Below are 23,248 nucleotides of genomic sequence, written 5' to 3' on the forward strand. Positions count from 1 at the left end.
TGGGTGATGCGTTCGCGTCGGGTGGTTCGGCGGGGTATGACCACAAGGCGATGGGGATTACCGCGAAGGGTGCGTGGGAGAGTGTCAAGCGGCATTTCGCGGAGATGAATGTCGATACCCAGCGTGAGGAGTTCACGGTGGTGGGTGTCGGGGATATGTCGGGGGATGTGTTCGGTAACGGGATGTTGTTGTCGGAGCATATTCGGTTGGTGGCGGCGTTCGATCATCGGCATATTTTCATCGATCCGGATCCGGTGGCGGGGGTGTCGTTCGCGGAGCGGAAGCGGTTGTTCGGGTTGGCGCGGTCGTCGTGGGCGGATTACGACACGTCGCTGATCAGCGAGGGCGGCGGCGTCTTCGATCGCACCGTGAAGGCCGTACCGGTGAGCCCGCAGATCCGGCGCGCCCTCGGTCTCGACGAGGACGTCGTATACCTGTCTCCGCCGGACATGATCCGGGCCATTCTGCGGGCACCGGTGCAATTGCTGTGGAACGGCGGAATCGGTACCTACATCAAGGCGAGTACGGAATCGAACGGCGATGTCGGCGACAAGTCCAATGACGCGGTGCGCGTGAATGCGAGCGATCTGCGCGTGCGCGTCATCGGGGAGGGCGGCAATCTCGGCGTCACCGCTCTGGGACGCATCGAATTCTGCAAGCTCGGTGGCAAATGCAATACCGACGCCCTCGACAATTCCGCCGGAGTCGACTGCTCGGACCACGAGGTCAATATCAAGGTGCTGCTGGACGGGGTCGTCTCCGCCGGCGAACTGCCGGTCGGCGACCGCAATCCGCTGCTGGCCTCGATGACCGACGACGTATCGGAAATGGTGTTGCGGGACAACGTCTCCCAGAACTTCCTGATGGGGATGTCGCGCACCGAGGCGCCGCGCATGCTCAACGTGCACATGCGGGTGATCGAGGACCTGGAACAGCGGCGGGGTCTGGATCGGGAACTGGAGGCTCTGCCCTCCACGAAGGAACTCGCTCGCCGTGCCGAGGCGGGGACCGGTCTCACCTCGCCGGAACTGGCGAATCTCCTGGCGCATGTGAAGTTGTCGCTGAAGGCCGATCTGCTCGACAGCGATCTGCCCGACAGCGCGTACTTCGCCGCCCGGTTGCCGAAGTACTTCCCGGCAGCGCTGCGGCAGCGATTCGGCGGTGCCATCAAACGCCACCGGCTGCGCCGCGAGATCGTCACCACCATGGTGGTGAACGAGATGGTCGACCTCGGCGGCATCACCTACGCGCACCGGCTCAACGAGGAAATCGGCGCCAGCGCAACGGATGTGGTGCGCGCCTTCGCGGCCACCAGCCAGATCTTCGACCTCCATTCGCTGTGGGAGCGCATTCGCGCGGCCGACGTGCCGACGGCGGTGAAGGACGAATTGGAGCTGGAAACCAAGCGGACCCTCGACCGTGCGTCGCGCTGGCTGCTGAGCAACCGCCCGCAGCCGGTCGCGGTCGGTGCGGAAATCCACCGCTACAGCGGTCCGGTGCGCGAACTCGCGCCGAAGGTTCCGGGGTGGTTGCGCGGCCATCACCTCGACACGCTGTCCGAAGCTTCGGCCAAGATCGTCTCGCGTGGCGTACCGGAGGACCTCGCCACCGAGGTCTTCGGTCTGCTCAACCTGTTCCCGCTGCTCGATGTCGTCGATATCGCGGATATCACCGACCGCAGTGGCGAGGAGGTCGGCGCCCTCTACTACGCGCTCAACGAGCACCTCAAGATCGACTGGCTGCTGCAGGCCGTCAGCCATCTCGAGCGCGGTGATCGCTGGCACGCGCTGGCCCGGCTCGCCCTGCGCGACGATATGTACGGGTCACTGCGGTCGCTCACCCTGGACGTGCTGTCCGCCGGCGATCCCGAGGAGACCGCGGAGGAGAAGATCGCGTACTGGGAGTCGAAGAACCAATCCCGGCTCGGCCGCGCGCGAGCGGCGCTGTCGGAATTGTTCGCCTCCGGAGCGCACGACCTGGCGACCCTCTCGGTGGCGGCGCGGCAGGTCCGCAGCATGGTCAGCGGGGTGGGGGCCCAGTCGGAGGTGCCTCGCTGATCGGCGGTTGCGCCGCGAACTGCATACTTGTTAGCCGAAGCGGTCCCGGCGCGGAGCCGGACGCCACTTCGGCTTGCTCGACCGCCCGCGCCAGCACCGCCACACGATGCGCGGGGCGGTAATCCGATCGGAGGTGAACAGCGTGACCAGTGTCGGCTCGGTGAACGGAGCCCCCAGAGCGGGAGGCACCGTCGTCCTGCCCAAACGTTTTCACGCGAAGGTCGATGTCCGATGGTCGGATATGGACGTCTTCCAGCACATCAACCATGCCCGCATGGTGACGCTGCTCGAAGAGGCGCGGATTCCGTGGCTGTTCGAGGGGGAGCGGCCCACTGCCGGGCTGCGTACCGGCTGTGTGCTGGCAGATCTGCACGTCCGCTACCGCGGCCAGCTCCGGCACGAGGACACCCCGCTGGATGTGGCGATGTGGATCGAACAGCTGCGCGCGGTGGATTTCACCATCGGCTACGAGGTCCGCGCGAACGGCGTGGCACTGGATTCACCGCCGGCCGTCGTCGCCACCACGCAGATCGCGGCCTTCGATATCGACACCCAGCGGCTGCGCCGGCTCACCGACGACGAACGGGACTATCTGAGCCTGTGGCGGGCCGAATAGCGGCGGCGACACTCACGGACGACATCGGTTCGATGCTGCGCATATCCGATCCCGCCGAGCGGGAGAATCTCGCAACCTTTCTCACCCACGCGATCCGCCTGGATCCTGCTGCGGTCGTGCGGCTGCATCGCCGCGGCGATCGCTACGTCACCGCCTGGACGGCCACCGGATTCGAGGTACTGGCCGCGCGCACGGTGGTCGGCGAACTGGACGTCGCGGACGTCACCGTCGCCGGCGACGCCGCGTTGTCGGGACTCGAGCGGCCCGGCGCCGACGGGCGCATCGAGGTGGGGTATTCGATGGATTCGGCCTGGCGCACCGCCCTGCCGCCTGCTGTGGGCTTCGCCCATATCGACGATGTTCCGGCCCGGAGCCTGGTCGAACTCGCCGAACGCGGCGCGCAGGTGGCCGCCGAACACAGTGGCGGGCAGGGCCCACCGGCCTCGCTGCTGGAGCAGACGGTGCTGACCGTCACCGGCGGCGACGAGCGGGTCGAGGTGCCGATGCGAGTCGTCTTCGCGCTCACCGCAATGGATTTCATTCCGCACGCCGGAGGCGAAGCAGACTCTCGGCGCATCGCGCCCAGCGAGACCGTGCGGGTGCGCGCCACCCGCACCTGGCTGCGGCTGGACGCCCGGTACGGCTCGGTCGCCCGTCGTCGCAGCGGGCCGCTGCTGGCCGGGTGACCGGAGCCGCATCGTTCACTTTCCCTCCGCCACCGCGGTTTTCCACCACGCGACCGTTCCGGCCGCGACCTCCGGCAGCGGTGTCGGTGCCAGGCCGAGCAGTCGTTCAGTGTCCGTGGAATCGAGCCGGAAGGGCCGCTCGAACTGGTAGTTCATCTCCGCCAGCTCCCGCATCATCGAGCTCACGACGCCGGCCGTGCGCAGCGTCCAGCCGGGCAGCGCAACAACTTTCGGCATCGGCATCCGAGCCGCCTCGGCCAGTGCGGCGACCAGTTCGCGCATCGTGACGGCCGGGGCGGTCGGCGCGTGCAGGAAGGTGTTCCACACGAAGCTGTCCGCGGCCGCCCGGATCATGGCGGCGGCGAGATCGGGCATATAGGTGAACGAATGCGGCAGATCGGCCTTGCCGAAGATCTGAACGGTCTTGCCCGCCAAGATATTCGGCACCATGCGGTCACCGGCATGCGAGGTCCGCACATGCGGCCCGATGAAATCGGAGGCCGCCACACTGACCGTCGGCGTCGGCGAAGCTTCGCGGGCGCGCAGGAGTTGCACGCGGATCGCCGGCTTGCCGAAATCGGCGGTGCGCGGCATATCTTCGGTCATCGGCCGGTCGACCGGGCCGTAGGAGTACAGGCTCTCCGGAAACACCACGACCGCGCCCGCGCGTCCGGCGACGTCCAGGATCGTCTGTTCGGCGCCGGGCAGTTCCGCCCGCCAGGTCCGTGCGGAGTATCGCGAGGCGTGGATGCAGTGGTAGATCGCGGTGGCGCCGTCGACCGCGGCGGCGAGCTGGTGCCGATCGTTGACGTCCACCGGGCGCCGCTCGATGAGCGGATGATCCGGACCGCTGCCCGACCGGGTCAGGATGCGGACCGTCACGCCGGTGGCGGCGAGTTGTTCGGCGATCGTGGTGCCGACGGGTCCGGCTCCGGTGACGACATGCAGATCCGACATTGCGGGCTCCAATCACTTCAGTGAGCACTGCTCTTGAGTTCATGGACGAGTCTGCCCTAGGCCCGTAGAGAAATCAAGAGCGGCGCTCACTATTGTGATCGTTGCGCCGCGAAAGGGTCAGGCAGCGCCCTCGCCCAAGTACTGCAACCACACCGGATCCAGATCCGACGTGGTCGACAGCAACCGCCAATGCGGCCCGGTCGGCGAGACCAGGGGGTGCATGAGCGTCCAGCCCAACTCGCTCAGGAGTTTGTCGGCCTTGCGGTGATTACAGGGAGCGCAGGAGGCTACGCAGTTCTCCCAGGAGTGCGCGCCCCCACGACTACGTGGAATGACATGGTCGATGGTTTCGGCCTTTCCGCCGCAGTAGGCGCAGCGATAACGATCCCGATGCATCAGTGCCGCCCGGGTCATCGGGACCCGGGCGCGGTAGGGCACCCGCACGTAGCTGCGCAGCCGGATGACCGACGGCAGCGCGACCGAGGCGCCGGCGGAGTGGACGACCGGGCCCTCGGGATTGTGATGAACGGTATCGGCCTTGTCACAGACCAGCAGCACGATGGCCCGCCGGGCGGGCAGTGCGGTCAGTGGCTCGTAGGTGGCATTCAGAAGCAGCACCCGGTTCTTCACCCAGGCGGTAGCTGCGGATTCGGTATTTCGGTGCGCGATCGCACCCGGGGACGAACGTCCCGGTGACGAGGACGGATGTCCCGGAGAGGAATATGCGGAGAGGATATGCAGCGGAGTAGCCCCCGACCCACGATTGTGGACATCGGCGGGCTGGAGTTGTCGGTGCGTTCTCGCCTCGTGTGACCGGGCGCCGTGCCGCTGCTTCATTGATGGACCCCGAATTCTGCTAGGTCGGTTCGTGTGCTGATCGGCAGACACTGTCACCAAGTTGACCACGGAACGTGCCCGTGTGCACAGTGATTTCGGTGCCGAAATTCGGGCCGGGTACGCGGATCGCCGGTGGTCGACGCGGTGCGGCTCGGTATCCGGTGCTCGGATACCGGTGTCGGAGGCGATTATCTGCCGTGTTGCCGTCCCTCCGGCGACCGTCGTCTGAACGTCGCGTGATCCGCCGGTGACCGTCGGGCGGCTCCCGCACGGGTGGGCCGTCCGTGGGCGGTGCGGGCACAATGGTGGGCGGATACGGGCAGGCGAGCAGATCGAGAGGGTCGATGACTTCCGGCGAACAGACGGCGACATCGTTCTACGAGGCGGTCGGCGGGGCGGAAACGTTCCGGCGGATCGTCGCGGCGTTCTATCGGGAGGTGGCCGCCGACGAAATCCTGCGGCCGATGTATCCGGAGCAGGACCTCGGCCCGGCCGAGCGCCGGTTGCGCATGTTCCTCGAACAGTACTGGGGCGGCCCGCGCACCTATTCCGACGAACGCGGACATCCGCGGCTGCGCATGCGGCATATGCCGTTCAGTATCGGACCACTTCAGCGTGATGCGTGGTTGCGCTGCATGCATATCGCGATTGCCGAAATCGAGCCGGACGTTCTCGACGACGAACACCGGCGTGCGCTGCTCGACTACCTGGAGATGGCCGCGAATTCGCTGATGAATTCCCCGATGTGAGCCGAGCCGGGGACACGACTGTGACATCGTCATCGGCCGGGGAGCAGGCTGAGCTCGACGCGGCGGGGGTCGTCGCCGGGCACGCGGAGGAATCGACGCCGCCGTGGTGGCGTTCGGCGGTCTTCTATCAGATCTATCCGCGCTCGTTCGCCGATTCCTCCGGCGACGGGATCGGCGATCTCGCCGGCATCCGCGACCGGCTCGGCTATCTGGAACTGCTCGGCGTCGACGCACTGTGGATCTGTCCGGTGATGCGGTCGCCGATGGCCGACGGCGGGTACGACGTGAGCGATCCGCGCGATATCGATCCGCTCTTCGGTGACCTGGCGACGATGGACCGGCTGATCGCCGAGGCCCACGAACGCGGTATCCGGTTGACGATGGATCTGGTGCCCAACCACACCAGCGACCGCCACCCGTGGTTCGCCGCCGCGGTGGCGGCCGCACCCGGCAGTGCCGAGCGAGCCCGCTACATCTTCCGCGACGGTCGCGGGCCCGGCGGTGCGCAACCGCCCAACAACTGGCCCAGCATCTTCGGCGGGCCGGCGTGGACGCGCGTCACCGAGCCCGACGGGACGCCGGGACAGTGGTATCTGCATCTGTTCGCATCGGAACAACCGGATCTGAACTGGGACAATCCGGAGGTGGTCGCCGATTTCGAGCAGACCATGCGGTTCTGGCTCGATCGCGGCGTCGATGGCTTCCGCATCGATGTGGCGCACGGTATGGCCAAACCGCCCGGACTGCCCGATTTGGATCCGGCCGTGGTGGCCGCGGTCGGCCTCTCCGCCGACCCGTCGGCGGCCCATACGCCGGACGCCGACGCGAAACTGCTGGTGCACGACGACAGCGATCCGCGCTTCAACAATCCGGGGGTCCACGACATCCACCGTCGGCTGCGCAAGGTGGTCGACGAGTATCCGGACGCGGTGTCGATCGGCGAGGTGTGGGTCGAGGACAACGTCCGCTTCGGCGAGTACGTGCGTCCGGACGAACTGCACCTCGCCTTCAATTTCCGGCTTGCCGAGACGCCGTTCGACGCGGTGAAAATTCGTGCGGCAGCGGAGAATTCGCTGGACTCGGTGGCGCAGGTCGGCGCCGTCCCGACCTGGACGCTGTCCAACCACGACATCGAGCGGGAGGTGACCCGCTACGGCGGCGGCGCGTCCGGCATCGCTCGCGCCCGGGCGATGATCATGGTCGAACTCGCGCTTCCGGGTGCGGTTTTCGTCTACAACGGCGCCGAACTGGGGCTGCCGAATGTCGACGACCTGCCCGAGGCCGTGCTTGCCGACCCGGTCTGGGAACGCTCCGGGCACACCGAACGCGGGCGTGACGGCTGCCGGGTGCCGCTCCCATGGGAGGGGGTGCGTCCGCCCTTCGGATTCACCGAGGGCCCCGCCTCCTGGCTGCCCATTCCGCCGGAGTGGGCCGATCGCACCGTGGCGGCACAACTCGAATCGCCCGCCTCGACGCTGTCGCTGTATCGGACCGCCCTCGGACTGCGCCGCACCCGAGACGAATTCGACGGCGATACCGTCGACTGGCTCGGCGGGCCGCCCGGCTGTCTCGTCTTCCGCCGGCCGGGCGGACTGATCTGTGTGCTCAACGCCTCCGCGGACCCGATCGCACTGCCGCCGGGCACGGTGCTGCTGACGAGCGTGCCGCTGCACGAGGGCCTGCTCGCACCGGAGTCCGCGGCCTGGTTGGTGTGACACGACGGCTCGGCGCGGAGCGGCAAACCACGATCGTCTACCGTTGATCCGTGAGCATTCTCGAAACAGTGCTGATCTTTCTCGGCATCCCGCTGGTGATCTACGCGGTGATCGCCGGACTGTCGTTCCTCGGCAAACCGCTGCCCGGCGAGAAGCCGGTCCACTACGACCTCGGGAAGAAGTGGACCGCGGAGCCGGTGCTGTGGAGCGCGACCGATGAGGTGACCGCATTCGGTCACGGTGTCGCTGAGTCGTCGCATGGGCACCATGCGGCCATCGAATCCACCGGGGCAGATCTGATTGGAGGCCGGGCAAGTGGCAACTTCTAATTGGCCTGTGGTGGACCCGTCCACCCTGCCGCACGGGTACGCCATCACCCCCAGCGGCCGGGTATCCGGCGTGCACGAAGCCGGTGACGTGTTCAAGGAAGCGCCGTTCAACGATCATGAGCGGCTGCTGATGGACAACACCCTCACCGAGGCGACCCGCACTACCAAGGTCCGGTTCAACATCTACATCGGCGATCTGGGCGTGGATGCCGCCGCCGGCGCCGACGCGGTGTTTCCGTCGACCCCCGAGGCGGCCCGTTCGGTGCTCATCGCCGTCTCGCCCAACGACAAGGCGGTCGAGGTTCGTTCCGGTCGCGATGTCGCCGACCGCGTGAACGACCGGGTCTGCCAGCTGGGCGTCACCGCGGCGCTCGCGTCGCTGCGGCAGGGCCAGCTCATCGACGGAGTCGTCTCCGCCGTCCGCGTGATGGCGTCCGCGATCGGGCGCCCGAGCTGATTCGTTCGCACTGATCGGCACGCTCGCGCCGGTTCGCATCAGGGCCACGCACCCCTTCCCGGAACAACCGGGGAGGGGTGCGGCTGTATGCGGACGACCCGAAATACGCTGTGAGCGTAAGCGAGCGGTCCCGGCCCGCCGGTGGCCGTAGGCTCACCGCATGGCCGAGTATCCGCAACTGCATTCGATCCCCGGCGGACGTGACCTCGAGTCCCCGTCCTCGACCGGTGCGGACACTGCGGCAGAGTCCGCACCGCCGGCCGAAACCGATCCTCGACCGCAGCGAGACGTGCTGCGTTCGGTGCCGTCGCGCCCCGGCCGGCCTCGGGAGTCCCGCACCGCCCGGGAACCGCTGTGGCGTGAGGTACTCGGCGAACGGTTGCGCGAACTGCGCCACGACCACGGCGAGACGTTGACCGAAACGGCGGGCCGAGCCGGGATTTCACCGCAGTATCTGTCGGAGATCGAACGCGGTCGCAAGGAACCTTCGAGCGAGATGATCGCCGCGCTCGCCGGTGCGCTCGGCACCACATTGGGCGAACTGACCGCGGAGATCGCCGCCGACCTGCTGCGTGCCACTCGCCTGGCGCCGGTACGCCCGCTGGCCGCCCGCCCACCGGCCGGCCCCACCATGTTCGCCCGCGCCGCCTGAGTCCGCGCCGCGCCGCACTGGGGACCGGCGAGCGCTCACCGCGATCCGGTCAGGTCCGGGCGCCGAGGATGGTGTCGGCCAAACCGTATTCCACCGCTGCCTGCGCGGTGAACACCCGGTCGCGATCGGTGTCGTGTCGTAGCGTCGCGACGTCCTGGCCCGTGTGGCGGGACAGGATCGTCTCGATTTCGGCGCGCATCCGGACGAGTTCGTCGGCCTGGATGATGAGATCGGGGATCGCTCCCTGTCCGCGGGTCGCCGGCTGATGCAGGACGGCGCGCGCATGCGGCAGCATCGCCCGCCGGCCCGCCGCGCCGCCGGCCAGCAGCACCGCGCCGACCGCGATGGCCTGGCCGACACAGGTGGTCGCCACCGGCGACGAAATGTGCTGCATGGTGTCGTAGATCGCCAGCATCGCCGACAGATCGCCGCCCTCGCAGTTGATGTAGAGGTTGATCTCCTGGCCCGCGCTCTCGGCATCCAGATGCAGCATCTGCGCGATCAGTGCATTCGCCACCCCGGAATCGATCGGCGTGCCGAGGTAGACGATGCGCTCGGTGAGCAGGTGCGAGTAGACGTCCATGATCCGCTCGCCGCGCGGATGCTGCGCGATGACATTGGGAATGGTGTAGCTGGTCATGTCGTGCCCCCTATGCGTTCCCGGCCGAGATTCCGATGCGCTGGCGCTGCGGGATGACCTGGTCGAAGGAGTCGACGATGTGGTCGATGAAGCCGTACTCCCGGGCCTCGGTCGCGGTGAACCAGCGGTCGTGCAGTGAATCCTCGTAGATGCGGTCGAACGGTTGCCCGGTGTCCTCGGCGATCAGTCCGAGCACGGTGTTCACGGTGTGGCGCAGATCGTCGGCCTGCACCTCCACCTCGCCCGCGCTGCCGCCGATGCCCGCCGACCCCTGATGCATGAGGATGCGGGCGTGCGGCAGAGCGTAGCGGCGGCCGCGAGTTCCGGCCGAGAGCAGGAATTGTCCTGCGCTGCAGGCCAATCCGAGCGCCAGCGTCGACACCCGGCACGGCACCAGTCGCATCACGTCGCGAATCGCGAGCATCGACGGCACCGACCCGCCCGGCGAGTGAATCCACAGTGAGATGTCGGCGTCGGGGTCTTCGGCCGCGAGGGTGAGCATCTGGGTCGTGAGCAGCGTGCCGTTGTCGTCGTCGAGCCCGCCGTCGAGGACGAGGATGCGGCGGCTGAGCAGCTGCTCGCGCGACCGCCAACTGAACAACGGAATCTTGTTGTCGTCGTGAGCCATACGCCCACCGTGCCGCAGCGGACCCGGCACGCGCCCGCCATGCTGCTGTCAGCAGATCTGCCCACAGCAGCGGCAGTCGATGCGCGGCCGAGGCTGCGCATCCCTCAGATCTCGAGCCGAGCCGGCACGCCCCGATTCCGGGCCCGTGGTGGCGACCGCACCACCACGGGCAACCGGACTCAGGCGATGTCGGCGGCGCGGGCGCGCAGCGAGCGTTCGATTCCCGCCTTGCCCTCGATCACCAAGCGGCGCAGGGCCGGCGGATGCTCATCGGCGAGGAATTTGTCGGCCACAGCCACGGCTTCCTCGCTGATGGCCCAGTGCGGGTAGAGGCCGACCACGACGGTCTGCGCGACCTCGCTGGAGCGGCGTTCCCACACCGAGGCGATCTCGTCGAAGTAGCGCTGCACATAGGACGCGAGCAGTTCGCCTTGGCCGATGGGAGCGAAGCCGCCGACGATGGCGCGGGCGGTGATGTTCGGGACGGAGTCGTCGTCCATCACCGTCCGCCACGCCTTCTCCTTGACCTCGGCCTGCGGCCGGGCGGTGGCGGCCGCGGCCGCTTGGCGCCGGCCCGCGGCGGTGGGATCACGCTCGAGTTCGGCGTCGATGACCGGGGTGTCGGTGCTCTCGGCATCGAGCTGACCGGCCGCCGCGAGCGCCTGCACGATCCGCCAGCGCAGATCGGTGTCCACCGCGAGCCCGGGCAGTTCGACCGCGGCGGGATCGGAGTCCAGCAGCAGCGTGCCCAGCACTTCGCTGTGCCACGGCGACAGGCGCGCGGCGGTGAGGGCGTTGACGAAGGCCAGCTGATGGTCCGAACCCGGTTCGGCCGCACGAGCCAGTTCCAGGAGCCGATCGGCGAAGGCCGGCCATCCGGTCTGATCGGCCCACTCGGGGTCGGCGTAGCTCGCCAGGGCGGTCTGTGCCTGCATCAGAAGCCGTTGCACCACACCGATTTCGGTTTCGGCGCCGATCCCGCGCTGCACCAGCGCCACGAAATCCCGTGCCCGCATCTCCGCCTGCCGCGTCATCTCCCATGCCGCCGACCAGCACAGCGTGCGCGGCAGGGATTCGGCGATATCGGCGATGCGCGCGACCACGGTGTCGAGCGATTGTGGATCCAGGCGAAGCGAGCAGTAGGTCAGGTCGTCGTCGTTCACCAGCACCAGCTGACCGCGCTCGACGCCGACCAGCTCGGCGACCTCGGTGCGCTCGGCGGCGTCGAGATCGAGTTCGACCCGCTTGGTACGCACCAGCTTTCCGTCGCGGTCGTCGTAGACGCCGATGGCGAGGCGATGCACGCGGTGTTCGCCGGCGCCGGGTTCGGCACCGCCCTGCACGACCGCGAATCGGGTGAATTTCCCGTCGGCGTCGACCTCGAAGTCGGGACGCAGCGTGTTGAGGCCGGTGGTCTTGAGCCACTGCGCGCCCCAGCCGGAAAGATCACGCCCGGAGGACTTTTCGAGCGCGCCGACCAGATCGTCGAAGGTGGCGTTGCCGAAGGCGTGTGCGGCGAAGTAGTCCCGCAGCCCGGCCAGGAACGGCTCCAGCCCCACGTAGGCCACCAGCTGCTTGAGTACCGAGGCGCCCTTGGCGTAGGTGATGCCGTCGAAGTTGACCTCCACGGCCGCCAGGTCCGGAATGTCGGCGGCGATGGGATGGGTGGAGGGCAGCTGATCCTGCCGGTACGCCCACGACTTCTCCACATTGGCGAAAGTCGTCCAGGCGCCGGTGTATTCGGTGGCCTCGGCCTGGCACAGCACCGAGGCGAACGTGGCGAACGACTCGTTCAGCCACAGATCGTCCCACCACTTCATGGTGACGAGATCGCCGAACCACATATGCGCCATCTCGTGCAGCACGGTCTCGGCGCGACGCTCGTAGGAGGCCCGGGTGACCTTGGACCGGAACACGTAGTCCTCGAGGAACGTCACCGCGCCGGCGTTCTCCATCGCGCCGGCGTTGAACTCGGGAACGAACAGCTGATCGTATTTCCCGAACACATAGGGGACACCGAAATTGCGGTGGTAGAACGCGAAGCCCTGCTTGGTTTCGGTGAAAAGCCGTTCCGCGTCCATGAATTCGGCGAGCGAGGCGCGGCAGTAGATGCCGAGCGGGATCGTGGACTGATCGTCGGTGTACACATCGATCCACTTGGCGTACGGCCCGGCGATCAGCGCGACCAGATAGGTGCTCATCCGCGGCGTCGTGGCGAAGGTGTGCTCGACCACCTCGCCGACGGTGCGGGTGGCGGTCGCGGCGCCGTTGGAGATCACCTCCCAGTCGGCGGGCGCGGTGACCGTCATGTCGTAGGTCGCCTTGAGGTCGGGCTGGTCGAAGCAGGCGAACATCCGCTTGGCGTCGGCGGTTTCGAACTGCGAGTACAGATAGACCTTGTCGTCGGTCGGATCGACGAAGCGGTGCAGGCCCTCACCCGTGTGCGAGTACACGCAGTCGGCCTCGACCACCAGGACGTTGTTCTCGGCCAGATCGGTGAGGGTGAGGCCCTCGGACTCGTCGTAGCCGGAAACGTCGAGTTCGGTGCCGTTGAGTACGGCCGAACGCACACCCGCGGCGACGATGTCGATGAAGGTCTGCGCGCCCGGGGCGGCGGTGAACGTGACGGTGGAGCGCGAGAAGAACGTCTCGCCGGCGGTGGCCGCGGGACCGGTCGGTTGCCCGGTGAGGTCGAGTTCGACGCGATAGTTCTCCACACTGATCGTCGCGGCCCGCGCGATGGCTTGGTCGCGGGTGAGGTTCGGTGCAGACAAGGAGACTCCTTCGCTCGGACCGGTCGTGTGAACCACGCTGCGGATGCAGTCGCTGACGGTGCTCAGAATGCCACGTTCGCGACCGCACGGCTGGGCCGACCGTGTATCCGCACCCCGTGCGTGACGAAACGCCGCGCGCCACGCCACCGAGCGTCCGGGCCCGCCGGGGCGCTCGGTAGGCTGGGCGTTCGTGTGCGGCGGACAGCGAAGCGAGGAGGGCCGGTGAAGCACATCCACGCCGGTAAGGTGCGCGATCTCTACGAGGACGGGGAATCGCTGATTCTGGTCGCCTCCGATCGGGTCTCGGTCTACGACGTGGTGCTGCCGACGCCGATTCCGGACAAGGGCGCGCTGCTCACCCAGTTGTCGAACTGGTGGTTCGACTACTTCTCCGATGTGCCCAACCACGTGCTCTCGACCACCGACGTGCCCGACGAATTCGCCGGGCGGGCGGTGCGCGTGCGACCGCTGAAGATGGTGCAGGTGGAGTGCATCGCCCGCGGCTACCTGGTCGGCTCCGGCCTGCAGGAGTACCGCCGCACCGGCGCGGTCTCCGGGGTGGCGCTGCCCGGCGGGCTGCGGGAGGGCGACAAACTTCCCGAGCCGATCTTCACCCCCACCACCAAGGCGTCCGCGGGACACGACGAGCCGATCACCTTCGACGATGTGGTGAATCAGGAGGGTCGCGAGGTCGCCGAGAAACTGCGCGACCTGACCTTGCAGATCTACACCCGCGGCGCCGAGCACGCCGCGGGGCGCGGGGTGATCATCGCGGACACCAAGGTCGAATTCGGCTGGGACGGTGATGTTCTCACTCTCGGTGACGAGGTCCTGACCTCCGATTCGTCGCGGTTCTGGCCGGCCGACGAATGGGAGCCCGGTCGCGCGCAGCGCTCGTTCGACAAGCAGTTCGTCCGCGACTGGGCGACCTCCACCGGCTGGGACAAGGAGCCGCCCGGCCCGGAGATTCCCGCCGATGTCGTGGCCGTGACCCGCGAGAAGTACATGGATGCCTATCAGCGCATCACCGGCAACACCTGGTCGTGAGATCGGTCGCTTCGTGTTCGGAACCGGTTGGGTCGCATCGAGTTTCGATGATCGGCGAGCGCCCGCCGGCTACGATGCGCGCAGCTCGGCCGCGCGCAGCATGAGGTAGTCGCGCTCGGGCGTACTCGTGGTCAGGTGAGCCGCTGCCGTATAGGACTCGATCGCCGCCGCGCGATCACCCGCCATCTCGTGCAGATGTCCCCGTACCGCCTCGAGTCGATGGCTGCCTCGCAGGCGATCCGCCAGCGCGTTCGCCGACTCCAGTCCGGCGGCGGGCCCGTGCACCATGGCCACCGCCACGGCGCGGTTCAGGCTCACCATCGGATTGTCCGACAGCCGTTCGAAGACGTTGTACAGCAGCAGAATTCGCGCCCAGTCGGTCTCCTCGGCGCTCGGCGCCCGGGTATGCAGTGCGGCGATCGCGGCCTGGACACGATACGGACCGCCCAATCCCGCCTCGACCGCCGTCGTCGCCAGCCGCATTCCCTCCCGGGCACGTTCGCAGTCCCAGCGGGTGCGGTCCTGTTCGGCCAGCGGAATCAATTCACCGCTGGGGCCCAGGCGTGCCGCGCGGCGGGCGTCGGTGAGCAGCATCAGCGCGAGCAGCCCCGTGACCTCCGGATCGTCCGGGAGCAGCCGGTGGACCTTGCGGGCCAGGCGGATAGCCTCCGCCGCGAGATCGGTGCGGAACAACCGGGAGCCGCCGGTCGCGGTATGCCCCTCGGTGAACATCACGTACAGCACATGCAGGACCGGCCCGAGTCGCGGCCCCCATTCTTCCGGGGCCCCAGCGGACTCGGCGAACGGGCGCGGCAGTGCGGCGAGCCGCTTCTTGGCGCGTGAAATACGCTGGGCCATGGTGCTTTCCGGCAGCAGGAAGGCCCGGGCGATCTCCTCGGTGGTGAGACCGCCCACCGCGCGCAGCGTCACCGCGATCGCACTGGCGGGCGACAATGCGGGGTGGCAGCACAGCAGCAGCAACGTCAATGTGTCATCGGCGGCCGGATCCGTCTCCGCGGGTGGCACGTCCCGCAGGGCGACCGTCGTCTCGCGAGTGCGGCGTGCGATCTCCGCGCGCACCGAGTCGATCAATCGCCGCTGCGCGACCTGGAGCAGCCATGCCCGCGGATTGTCCGGGTAGCCCTTGTCCGGCCACCGGGTGACCGCGGCGAGCATCGCTTCCTGCACCGCGTCCTCGGCCGCATCGAAATCGCCGTATCGGCGCACCAGAATTCCCAGCACGACCGGTGCGACCTCACGCAGGAGCAGCGCGACCTCCTGTGCGGACTCGCCGCGCCGCGCATCGCGTTCCGACGGCTGCCCGACAGGGACGGCCGGTACCTGTGATCCGGGCATGGCTCGGCGGCTCAGGCTTCGGTCGCCGGGGCATCCATCACCGCGCGCACCTCGATGTATTCACCGATGGGTGTGCCGCCCGGGCCCGGTGCGGCCGATGCCTGCGCGGCGATCTCCAACGCCCGATCGGCGCTGTCCACGTCGACGATCCAGTAGCCCGCCAGGAATTCCTTGGTCTCCGGGAACGGACCGTCGGTGACCACCGGCGCGGACCGCCCGTCGGCGCTGACGATGCGGGCCTGATCCGGAAATGCCAGGCCCTGGGCGTCGACCAGCTCGCCCGATTCGCGCAGTGCCGCACCGAGCGCGCGCTGGAATTCGATATGGGCCGCGATGTCCTCGGGCGGCCATTCGCCGATCGGAGTATCGCAGTGCGCGGCGGGGCGGTAGGTCTTGAGCAGCATGTACTTCACGATGATCTCCTCGGCTCGCCGGCGCGCCACCGCGGCGCGCTCACGGTCGGGTCGGAGCGGGCCGCGACTCCTCGACCTACCTCGGCTGTGACTGTGGTCACAATGTGGTGCTCGTGTCGGCCAGCGCGTCCGGATTCACCGGTTCGCCGCCGAGGATCAGTTCCTTGATCCGATCGGTGACGTCCCAGACGTTGACGTTCATCCCCGCCAGCACGCGATTGCCCTGGTCCAGCCAGAAGGCGACGAATTCGCGGCTCGCGGTGTCGCCGCGCACCACCACGGACGTGGTCGCGCCCGGCGCGACGAAACCGGTGTACTCCATGCCGAGGTCGTACTGGTCGGTGAAGAAGTACGGCAGCCGATCGTAGGTCGCGGGCCGGTCGAGCATCGTCAGCGCCGCCACGGCCGGTTGATTGAGGGCGGTGGCCCAGTGTTCGACCCGCACTCGCTGCCCGAGCACCGGATGCTGCTGGCCGGCGATATCGCCCACCGCGACGATATCGGGATCGCTGCTGGCCAGGCTCTCGTCCACCAGCACGCCGCCCTCGACCGCGAGACCCGCGTCGGCGGCCAGTTCGATATTCGGCCGGGCGCCGACCGCGATCAGCACCGCATCGGCGTCCACGACCGTGTCGTCGTCGAGCCGGACGCCGGTGGCCTTCCCGTCGGCGGTCACGATCTCGGCGGCCTTCACGCCACAGCGCAGGTCGACGCCGTGCGCGCGGTGCAACTCGCCGAAGACCGCGCCCATCTCCTCGCCGAGCGCGCCCTGCAGGGGAACCACGCCGACCTCCAGGACGGTCACCTCGAGACCTGCGGTGCGCGCGGCCGCGGTGACCTCCAGGCCGATCCAGCCCGCGCCGACGACGACCAGCCGCCGAGCCGAGCCGAACAGTGAGATCAGCGCATCGGACTGCCCGATCGTGCGCAACATGTGCACGCCCTCGGCATCGGCGCCGGGGATCGGCAATCGACGCGAGCGCGAGCCCGTGGCGAGGGCGAGTTTGTCGTAGGGCCGGGTCGAACCGTCCGGCAGCGCAACCGTTTTCGACGAGCGGTCGATGGCCGTCACGGTGGTCCCGAGCAGCAGTTCGACCTCGTGATCGCGATACCACTGCTCGGTGTGCACGGTGAAATCGGCGAGCGATTTCTTGCCGAGCAGATGTTCCTTCGACAGTGGCGGCCGCTCGTAGGGTAGCTGCGCCTCCTCGCCGATCAACGTGATGGCGCCGTCGAAATCGTTGTCGCGCAACGACTCCGCCAGCTTCGCGGCGGCCAGACCGCCACCGACGATGACGAACCTGGAATCTGTGGGCATTGGGGAAAACCTCCGGGCAGCGGGCAACCAGGGTCGCATCCGACCCTACTGTGCGATCCCGCGGCGATCGGGAAATATCGCCAACTTCGCGGCGTTGACCAATGCTGAGGGCGGGTGGCGTGCGGCCTCCCCACTGCTTCTTCGAAGGGACGAAATGTGAGCGATCAGACGACCACCGCCGGTTCCAGGGACCGCGTCGATTTCTGGTTCGATCCGCTGTGCCCGTGGTGCTGGATCACCTCGCGCTGGATTCTGGAGGTCGGGAAGGTCCGCGATATCGACACGCACTTCCACGTCATGAGCCTGGCCGTGCTCAACGAGGGCCGTGAGGACCTCCCCGAGCGCTACGTCGAGATGATGAAATCGGCGTGGGGGCCGGTCCGGGTGGCCATCGCCGCGGCCGAGCAGCACGGTGAGAAGGTGCTCTCACCGCTGTACACCGCGATGGGCACCCGTATCCACAATCGCCGGGAGGAGTACGAGCGCGAGAACCAGGCCGACACCCTGGCCGCGGTCGTCGCCGACGCTCTCGCCGAGGTGGGGCTGCCCGCCGAACTGGCCGAGGCAGCTACGAGCACCGACTACGACGAGGCGCTGCGCAAGAGCCACCACGCCGGCATGGACAAGGTCGGGCCGGATGTCGGCACGCCGACCATCCACATCAACGACACCGCCTTCTTCGGCCCGGTGCTGTCGCGGATCCCGCGCGGCGAGGAGGCGGGGAAGGTGTGGGACGGGGCGGTCGCCCTGGCGTCCTACCCGCACTTCTTCGAGCTCAAGCGGACCCGTACCGAGGACCCGCAGTTCGACTAGTGCATCGACGGCACGGGGCGCCGCGCGCCCCGTGCCGGGCGCACGGCTACCGCGGCGGCAGCCCCGGAACTTCGCCGTATCCGGGGTAGCTGCCCATCTGGACGGGCGGTCCGGCCGGTGGCATCGGCGGCGGCGGGGCCGCCGGCGGACCGCTCGGCCGCAGGAACATCCGCCCGTGCCGGCTGCGGTCGCGAAGCGCCCACATCCGCCAGGTCAGCACCGGATGCGAGGACATGGCGTTGACCATCCAGACGAAGAACCCCTTGTCCTGTGGCGCGCGGTCGGCCATCTCGTCGAAATCGACCAGCGAGTTCAGGTATTTGCCGCCCGCAAGGGTTTTCATCGCGCCCGGAGCGCCGAGATGACGGTTGCAGAAACCGTGATTGTCGGCGGTGTACTCCTGCGCGCGAATCAGCGAGTTGCCGATGATCGGCAGGAACGGCACGAGGAACATGCCCAGCTGGCGCCAGTACGACACATGGCCGGCCGCGATATGTCCGACCTCGTGGCCGATGATGAAGGCCAGCGCGTCGGGGTCACGAGCCTGACCGCCGATCTCGAACAGATCGCTGTAGACGACAACGTAGCGGCGGAATCCGTGTCCCGAGGCGAAGGCGTTGATCTGCCCGTTGCCCAGGACCACGTAGGCATCCGGGACGGTCGCCATGCCGAAGCGCGCGGCCGCCTCGACCACCATCCGGTATCCCTCCGGGAACTGGGTGGGCGACATCTTCACGGCATTGAGCCGCTGCATCGAATAATTGGTGCCGCGGCCGAACCACAGCAGCAGCGGCGCGAGGATCAGCAGCAGGACGTAATAGTTCACCGCACCGACGAGCAGGAACAGCAGCGCGATCAGATATCCGCTGACGGTGGCCAGAATCACGACGATCAGCAGCGGGATCTCCCAGCTGTGCCGGGCCGGCATACCCCACGGGGACAGTCCCCGCGTCGGTTGGTACGGAGGGATGTGCGGCGGCGAAAACGCTTGCTGCGGACCCCATCCCGGCGGTCCCAGCCGAGGATCCCACCCCGCCATACCGGTCACCGGATTCCACCCCGGTCCGCGCCCCTGCTGTGGTGACTGATCGGCCCACTGATCTTCGGACTGCATGGGCTGAACTCTATAGAGGATCGGGAAACGACCCCATGTGGAGCGAAACCACCCACCTGACAGAATCTCAGCCATGCGCGTATACCTGGGTGCCGACCATGCCGGCTTCGAATTGAAGAACCAAGTGAAGGATCATCTGACGCAGGCCGGCCACGACGTGGTCGACTGCGGAGCCCACGAGTACGACGCCGTCGACGACTACCCGGCCTTCTGCATCGACGCCGCCCGTCGCGTCGTCGCCGACCCGGGCAGCCTCGGCATCGTGTTCGGTGGCAGCGGTAACGGCGAGCAGATCGCCGCGAACAAGGTTCCGGGCGCGCGTTGTGCGCTGGCCTGGAGCGTGGAGACCGCGAAACTGGCTCGTGAGCACAACAATGCGCAGCTCATGGGCATCGGCGGCCGGATGCACAGCACCGAGGAGGCCTTCGCGATCATCGATGCGTTCCTGGCGACGCCGTGGTCGGACGAGGCGCGGCATCAGCGGCGCATCGACATCATCGCCGAATACGAGAAGACCGGTCAGCCGCCGGCGGTGCAGAGCTAGCAGGTACCGAACCGGGCCGGGCGGCGCCGTCCGGCCGCGGGCCGGTGGGAGTGGAACGGAATTCGGTCGATGCCTGAGGGGCATACGCTGCATCGCCTGGCGAAGCTGCATCAGCAGCGTTTCGCGGGCGGTGTCGTGCGGGTATCCAGTCCGCAGGGGCGCTTCGCCGACGGTGCCGCCCTGGTCGACGGAGCCACGCTGACCAAGGCCGAGGCGTGGGGTAAACACCTTCTGCACCATTACGATTCGGGCCTGGTGGTCCATGTGCACCTCGGTCTCTACGGCACCTTCACCGAATCGCCCGCGCCCCTGAGCGACCCGGTCGGCCAGGTGCGGATGCGGATGATCGGCGCCGGGAAGTCGGCGACCACGCTGTACGGGACCGATCTGCGCGGGCCGACCGCGTGCGAGGTCCTGCACGGACCGGAAGTCGACGTCCTCACCGCCAGGCTCGGGCCGGATCCGCTGCGGCGCGATGCCGATCCCGATCGGGCGGCGCAGCGGATCCGCCGCTCGAACCGGTCGATCGCGGCGCTGCTGATGGATCAGTCGGTGGTGGCGGGCGTGGGCAATGTCTACCGCGCGGAAGTGCTCTTCCGGCACGGCATGTCACCGCAACGCCCCGGCCGCGCGATCACGGCCGGGGAGTGGGAGGCGCTGTGGGCGGACCTGGTCGCGCTGATGAAGGTCGGCGTGCGCCGGGGCGCCATCGTGGTGGTGCGCCCCGAACACGACCGCGGCGCGCCGTCCTATGCGGTCGGCAAACCCCGCACCTACGTCTATCGGCGTGCCGGAGAGCCCTGCCGGATCTGTGGAACCACCGTCGCCCATGCCGTGCTCGAGGGGCGAAACCTGTTCTGGTGCCCCACCTGTCAGCCGGACTGAGCAGCCGGTATCGCCGGGGCGCGGCGCCGGAGCAGACGCGTGAGCGCGAGTCCGAGCAGCGCGACGGCGACGAGGACGTAGGTATTGCCCAGCAGGTGCTGCCACCAATTCCAGTCGAGCTCCCGGTCCCCGCCGCCCGGCACCAGCACCTGTCCGATCAGGAACGGGGCGGTGACGGCGGCGATCGCGCCGGCCAACGCCGCCGCGGATCTGCTCGCGGACCACAGGGCGGCGGTCACCAGTGCGGGCGCCACCCAGACCCAGTGATGGGTCCATGAGACCGGCGAAACCAGTAGCAGCACTGCGGCATTCAGCAGCAGGGCCGCGACCGAGAATTTCGTGATCGCGGGGGAATTCCCGGATGCGAGCGGGCCGGTGTCGGCGGTGCGCTCGGCGCGCAGGAGCAGGTGCATCGCGACCGCGCCGGCGGCGACGACGGCGAGCCCGAGTCCGAGCCAAACCGCCACGGCCGCGGATTCGGGCAGGCCGAGTCGATAGATCATGCCTTTGAGGGACTGGTTACCGGCGTAGTAGGGCGCGCCGATGCGCCCGGTTTCGACGATCGCGTGCAGCCAGTACTGCGTGGACGTCCGCGGGAACAGCACGAATCCGGCGAGCACCACTCCCGCGGCGGTCGCCACCGCCGTTCCCGCCGCCTTCCAGTCCCGGCGGATCAGCAGATACAGCACGAAGGCCGCCGGAGTCAGTTTCGTGACGGCCGCGATGCCGATCAGCACTCCTCGGGGCCAGCGGGGTTTCACGGTCAGGCAGTCCAGCGCCACCGCGGCCATCAGGATGATGTTGATCTGCCCGAACCACAGCGTCGTGTGCACCGGTTCGAGTGCCGCCATCGCGATGACGACGGGGGTGGTCAGGGTTGCTTTCGACCGGGGGCTGAGATCGGGCCGGATCCGGGAGAGCACGAGCCAGACGGTCACCGACAGACAGGCCAGCGAACTGGCCGTCACCGCGATCTCCGCCAGCCAGAGCGGCATTACGGCCAGTGGCGCCATCAGTACCGCCGCCGACGGGGGATAGGTGAACGGCAGGTCGGTATGGCCGGCCACCGGGAGCGGCGGACCGTACAGTGCGCCGCGGTGCAACCAGGCCAGGGTGTCGACCCGATAGACCTGCAGATCGAGGAAACCGTGCAGCGCCGAGATGAGCAGGGCGGCCGACACCGAGAGCAGAATTCCGATCACGATCGGAATGCGGGGGAAATATCTCGTGTCGTCCGAATGCTGGTGGCGGAGCAGTTGGCGCCGCTCCGTCCGCACCGTGATCATGAAGCTGAGACCGACCTTTCGATGTTCGCCGTTCGGCGCTCGGGCGCGGCGAACCACGTCGTGTAGAAGAGGGAGATCACGGCGGCCAGCGCGGCCAGGACGGCGAGTCCGGACGGCAGCGGGTGGGCGGCCATGGTCTCCGCGAGGAAACGATAGGACAGCAGCAGCCCCGCGAAAACCCCGGCGCCGAGCGTCACCATCCGGATCCGGTGGCCGTCCCAGCCGCGTTCGGGTTCGCGCAGTGCGGATTCCACGGTCAGGCACAGGACCGCCCCCGCCACGAGATCGCAGCCGTAGTGGTAGCCGAAGCCCAGCGTCGCCAGCAGCGTGCATACCAGCCACACCGCCCCGCCCCAGCGCAGCCACCGCGGCCCGGAGCGGGAATGAACGAACAGCGCTGTGGCCCAAGCGGTGTGCATCGACGGCATGCAGTTGCGAGCGGTGCCGGAATCGAAGAGCATCGGCGCCGGGGTGCCGGATATCACCGGCACCGTATGCGGCCAGTCGCCGATCTGCAGGCCGTGGCCGAGTGGACCGTAGGCGAAGACCGGGCCGACCACGGGAAACAGTACGTAGACGAGCGGCCCGACGATGCCCAGTGCCAGGAATGTGAGCAGCAGGTTGTGCCGCGGCCACGGTTTCGTCGTCACGTGGCGCAGCTGCCAGACCGCGACCACCACGGCCGCCGCCGGCAATTGGATGTACACCGCGTGCAACACATTCGACGGAATCGGGCCCGCGGTGTCGAGCATGCTGCCCACCACCCAGGCCGGATCTCCCAGTGCCCGATCGGCATACTGCACGTACTGATCCAGTACGCGGGGACCGGCGGATATGCTCACCAGCAGCCAGGTATCGGCGAGCTTCGAGGCCATGATCAGCAACACGCCGAAGGCGATGGCGCGCAGGGCGATCCGCCGTGGCCGGCCATGCCACCGGGCGACGGTCAGCGCCAGCGCGGTCAAGACGAGCGTGGGTCCGGTTCCGATCGAAAGGTGCCAGCCGCACAGCGCCTGCACGCCGAGTACCAGCAGGTCCAGCACCGCCGCCGAGGCGAGGCTGACGACCCGGATGCGCGCGGGCACACCGACACAGGCCAGGCCCAGCCCCGCCCAGGAGACGAACGCCGACTGCGGATCGGCCGCGTAATCGGCGAGGAGACTACGAAAGGGCCCGAGGGCGCCGTGGTCGGATGCCCACACCTGGGCGATGGTGAGCAGGGCCACAGCGGCGGCGAATGCGGCAGCGGCCCGTAGTCGGGGCTTTTTCCCACCCCCGGATAACGACGACGAGGGAACTACCCTCGCCTCGTGGTCGATCAACACTGAAGATCGATAACACAACGTAAACGGAGGCGCAACTTCCGGTTACCGGA

At 68.1% G+C, this 23,248-nt stretch carries 23 protein-coding genes; 12 read left to right on the forward strand and 11 right to left on the reverse strand.

Annotated features, from left to right (window positions below):
• The 3 genes from ACPCUW_RS10410 to ACPCUW_RS10420 all read left to right on the forward strand — a co-directional run.
• Nucleotides 1-2,057, forward strand: a 2,057-nt coding sequence (locus tag ACPCUW_RS10410) for an NAD-glutamate dehydrogenase domain-containing protein (RefSeq protein ID WP_423424512.1), incomplete at its 5' end; no start/stop codon positions are given.
• 142 nt (nt 2,058-2,199) lie between these two features.
• Nucleotides 2,200-2,673, forward strand: coding sequence for an acyl-CoA thioesterase (locus ACPCUW_RS10415; protein WP_267888195.1), 474 nt, complete (start codon nt 2,200-2,202; stop codon nt 2,671-2,673).
• Between the two features lie 32 nt (nt 2,674-2,705).
• Entirely contained in the window at nt 2,706-3,359 is a 654-nt protein-coding gene (locus ACPCUW_RS10420; protein WP_063017531.1) for a hypothetical protein, read from the forward strand.
• A gap of 15 nt (nt 3,360-3,374) precedes the next feature.
• On the opposite strand, the gene ACPCUW_RS10425 is transcribed toward ACPCUW_RS10420, so the two are convergent.
• On the reverse strand, nt 3,375-4,316 hold the full coding sequence (locus tag ACPCUW_RS10425; protein WP_423424515.1) for an NAD-dependent epimerase/dehydratase family protein: 942 nt from the start codon (nt 4,314-4,316) through the stop codon (nt 3,375-3,377).
• A 117-nt stretch (nt 4,317-4,433) separates the two neighbouring features.
• Nucleotides 4,434-5,153: an HNH endonuclease gene (locus ACPCUW_RS10430; protein ID WP_227462928.1), complete on the reverse strand. Its 720-nt coding sequence runs from the start codon at nt 5,151-5,153 to the stop codon at nt 4,434-4,436.
• 344 nt (nt 5,154-5,497) lie between these two features.
• Between ACPCUW_RS10430 and ACPCUW_RS10435 the strand changes: the two genes are divergently transcribed.
• The 5 genes from ACPCUW_RS10435 to ACPCUW_RS10455 all read left to right on the forward strand — a co-directional run bounded on the left by ACPCUW_RS10435 (nt 5,498) and on the right by ACPCUW_RS10455 (nt 9,055).
• A complete protein-coding gene (locus ACPCUW_RS10435; protein WP_030512691.1) occupies nt 5,498-5,902 on the forward strand; it encodes a globin in 405 nt (134 codons plus the stop codon).
• A 131-nt stretch (nt 5,903-6,033) separates the two neighbouring features.
• Nucleotides 6,034-7,617 carry a glycoside hydrolase family 13 protein gene (locus tag ACPCUW_RS10440; RefSeq protein ID WP_423424799.1) on the forward strand — a complete coding sequence of 528 codons (1,584 nt, stop codon included), beginning with the start codon at nt 6,034-6,036 and terminating at the stop codon, nt 7,615-7,617.
• 50 nt (nt 7,618-7,667) lie between these two features.
• A complete protein-coding gene (locus ACPCUW_RS10445) occupies nt 7,668-7,946 on the forward strand; it encodes a hypothetical protein (RefSeq protein ID WP_030512693.1) in 279 nt (92 codons plus the stop codon).
• 10 nt (nt 7,947-7,956) lie between these two features.
• Entirely contained in the window at nt 7,957-8,403 is a 447-nt protein-coding gene (locus ACPCUW_RS10450; protein ID WP_104364151.1) for a DUF5130 domain-containing protein, read from the forward strand.
• Nucleotides 8,404-8,563: 160 nt separating this feature from the next.
• On the forward strand, nt 8,564-9,055 hold the full coding sequence (locus ACPCUW_RS10455) for a helix-turn-helix domain-containing protein (protein WP_423424517.1): 492 nt from the start codon (nt 8,564-8,566) through the stop codon (nt 9,053-9,055).
• A gap of 49 nt (nt 9,056-9,104) precedes the next feature.
• On the opposite strand, the gene ACPCUW_RS10460 is transcribed toward ACPCUW_RS10455, so the two are convergent.
• From ACPCUW_RS10460 to pepN, 3 genes are all read right to left on the reverse strand, one after another.
• Nucleotides 9,105-9,695: a ClpP family protease gene (locus tag ACPCUW_RS10460; RefSeq protein WP_039777002.1), complete on the reverse strand. Its 591-nt coding sequence runs from the start codon at nt 9,693-9,695 to the stop codon at nt 9,105-9,107.
• Nucleotides 9,696-9,705: 10 nt separating this feature from the next.
• Nucleotides 9,706-10,323, reverse strand: a complete 618-nt coding sequence (locus ACPCUW_RS10465; protein WP_063017515.1) for a ClpP family protease — start codon at nt 10,321-10,323, stop codon at nt 9,706-9,708.
• 179 nt (nt 10,324-10,502) lie between these two features.
• Nucleotides 10,503-13,097, reverse strand: coding sequence for an aminopeptidase N (gene pepN, locus ACPCUW_RS10470; protein ID WP_423424518.1), 2,595 nt, complete (start codon nt 13,095-13,097; stop codon nt 10,503-10,505).
• A 222-nt stretch (nt 13,098-13,319) separates the two neighbouring features.
• Between pepN and ACPCUW_RS10475 the strand changes: the two genes are divergently transcribed.
• On the forward strand, nt 13,320-14,144 hold the full coding sequence (locus tag ACPCUW_RS10475; protein WP_030512699.1) for a phosphoribosylaminoimidazolesuccinocarboxamide synthase: 825 nt from the start codon (nt 13,320-13,322) through the stop codon (nt 14,142-14,144).
• 69 nt (nt 14,145-14,213) lie between these two features.
• Here the strand turns inward: ACPCUW_RS10475 and ACPCUW_RS10480 are convergent, their stop codons facing one another.
• From ACPCUW_RS10480 to ACPCUW_RS10490, 3 genes are all read right to left on the reverse strand, one after another.
• A complete protein-coding gene (locus ACPCUW_RS10480) occupies nt 14,214-15,500 on the reverse strand; it encodes an RNA polymerase sigma factor (protein WP_423424520.1) in 1,287 nt (428 codons plus the stop codon).
• Nucleotides 15,501-15,511: 11 nt separating this feature from the next.
• Nucleotides 15,512-15,913 (reverse strand): YciI family protein, encoded by a 402-nt coding sequence (locus tag ACPCUW_RS10485; protein ID WP_030512701.1) that lies wholly within the window; start codon nt 15,911-15,913, stop codon nt 15,512-15,514.
• 97 nt (nt 15,914-16,010) lie between these two features.
• Nucleotides 16,011-17,231, reverse strand: a complete 1,221-nt coding sequence (locus tag ACPCUW_RS10490; protein ID WP_423424522.1) for an NAD(P)/FAD-dependent oxidoreductase — start codon at nt 17,229-17,231, stop codon at nt 16,011-16,013.
• 156 nt (nt 17,232-17,387) lie between these two features.
• On the opposite strand from ACPCUW_RS10490, the gene ACPCUW_RS10495 reads away from it, so the two are divergent.
• Nucleotides 17,388-18,044 (forward strand): DsbA family protein, encoded by a 657-nt coding sequence (locus tag ACPCUW_RS10495; protein ID WP_423424523.1) that lies wholly within the window; start codon nt 17,388-17,390, stop codon nt 18,042-18,044.
• A gap of 46 nt (nt 18,045-18,090) precedes the next feature.
• Here ACPCUW_RS10495 and ACPCUW_RS10500 read toward each other — a convergent pair whose 3' ends face one another.
• Nucleotides 18,091-19,158, reverse strand: coding sequence for a M48 family metallopeptidase (locus ACPCUW_RS10500; protein WP_051755048.1), 1,068 nt, complete (start codon nt 19,156-19,158; stop codon nt 18,091-18,093).
• A gap of 73 nt (nt 19,159-19,231) precedes the next feature.
• On the opposite strand from ACPCUW_RS10500, the gene ACPCUW_RS10505 reads away from it, so the two are divergent.
• Both ACPCUW_RS10505 and ACPCUW_RS10510 read left to right on the forward strand, forming a co-directional pair.
• Entirely contained in the window at nt 19,232-19,702 is a 471-nt protein-coding gene (locus tag ACPCUW_RS10505) for a ribose-5-phosphate isomerase (protein WP_062962784.1), read from the forward strand.
• 69 nt (nt 19,703-19,771) lie between these two features.
• Complete coding sequence (locus tag ACPCUW_RS10510; protein ID WP_104366660.1) at nt 19,772-20,587, forward strand: Fpg/Nei family DNA glycosylase; 816 nt, start codon at nt 19,772-19,774, stop codon at nt 20,585-20,587.
• Here the strand turns inward: ACPCUW_RS10510 and ACPCUW_RS10515 are convergent.
• Complete coding sequence (locus ACPCUW_RS10515; protein ID WP_423424524.1) at nt 20,575-21,873, reverse strand: glycosyltransferase family 87 protein; 1,299 nt, start codon at nt 21,871-21,873, stop codon at nt 20,575-20,577. The two genes, ACPCUW_RS10510 and ACPCUW_RS10515, sit on opposite strands and share 13 nt — an antisense overlap.
• Complete coding sequence (locus ACPCUW_RS10520; RefSeq protein WP_423424525.1) at nt 21,870-23,198, reverse strand: phosphatase PAP2 family protein; 1,329 nt, start codon at nt 23,196-23,198, stop codon at nt 21,870-21,872. The genes ACPCUW_RS10515 and ACPCUW_RS10520 overlap by 4 nt, the downstream gene beginning before the upstream one ends.
• Nucleotides 23,199-23,248 lie beyond the last annotated feature (50 nt).

It is taken from the genome of Nocardia sp. AB354 (assembly GCF_049538315.1).
In the GTDB taxonomy this organism is placed as follows: domain Bacteria; phylum Actinomycetota; class Actinomycetes; order Mycobacteriales; family Mycobacteriaceae; genus Nocardia; species Nocardia nova.

Excerpts from the sequence above, each read along its gene's own strand:
- ACPCUW_RS10465 (WP_063017515.1), bottom strand. The coding sequence starts at position 10,323 with ATGGCTCACGACGACAACAAGATTCCGTTGTTCAGTTGGCGGTCGCGC.
- ACPCUW_RS10425 (WP_423424515.1), bottom strand. The coding sequence starts at position 4,316 with ATGTCGGATCTGCATGTCGTCACCGGAGCCGGACCCGTCGGCACCACG.
- ACPCUW_RS10510 (WP_104366660.1), top strand. The coding sequence starts at position 19,772 with ATGCCTGAGGGGCATACGCTGCATCGCCTGGCGAAGCTGCATCAGCAG.
- ACPCUW_RS10460 (WP_039777002.1), bottom strand. The coding sequence starts at position 9,695 with ATGACCAGCTACACCATTCCCAATGTCATCGCGCAGCATCCGCGCGGC.
- ACPCUW_RS10500 (WP_051755048.1), bottom strand. The coding sequence starts at position 19,158 with ATGCAGTCCGAAGATCAGTGGGCCGATCAGTCACCACAGCAGGGGCGC.
- ACPCUW_RS10420 (WP_063017531.1), top strand. The coding sequence starts at position 2,706 with ATGCTGCGCATATCCGATCCCGCCGAGCGGGAGAATCTCGCAACCTTT.
- ACPCUW_RS10490 (WP_423424522.1), bottom strand. The coding sequence starts at position 17,231 with ATGCCCACAGATTCCAGGTTCGTCATCGTCGGTGGCGGTCTGGCCGCC.
- ACPCUW_RS10435 (WP_030512691.1), top strand. The coding sequence starts at position 5,498 with ATGACTTCCGGCGAACAGACGGCGACATCGTTCTACGAGGCGGTCGGC.
- ACPCUW_RS10430 (WP_227462928.1), bottom strand. The coding sequence starts at position 5,153 with ATGAAGCAGCGGCACGGCGCCCGGTCACACGAGGCGAGAACGCACCGA.
- ACPCUW_RS10455 (WP_423424517.1), top strand. The coding sequence starts at position 8,564 with ATGGCCGAGTATCCGCAACTGCATTCGATCCCCGGCGGACGTGACCTC.
- ACPCUW_RS10515 (WP_423424524.1), bottom strand. The coding sequence starts at position 21,873 with ATGATCACGGTGCGGACGGAGCGGCGCCAACTGCTCCGCCACCAGCAT.
- ACPCUW_RS10505 (WP_062962784.1), top strand. The coding sequence starts at position 19,232 with ATGCGCGTATACCTGGGTGCCGACCATGCCGGCTTCGAATTGAAGAAC.
- ACPCUW_RS10480 (WP_423424520.1), bottom strand. The coding sequence starts at position 15,500 with ATGCCCGGATCACAGGTACCGGCCGTCCCTGTCGGGCAGCCGTCGGAA.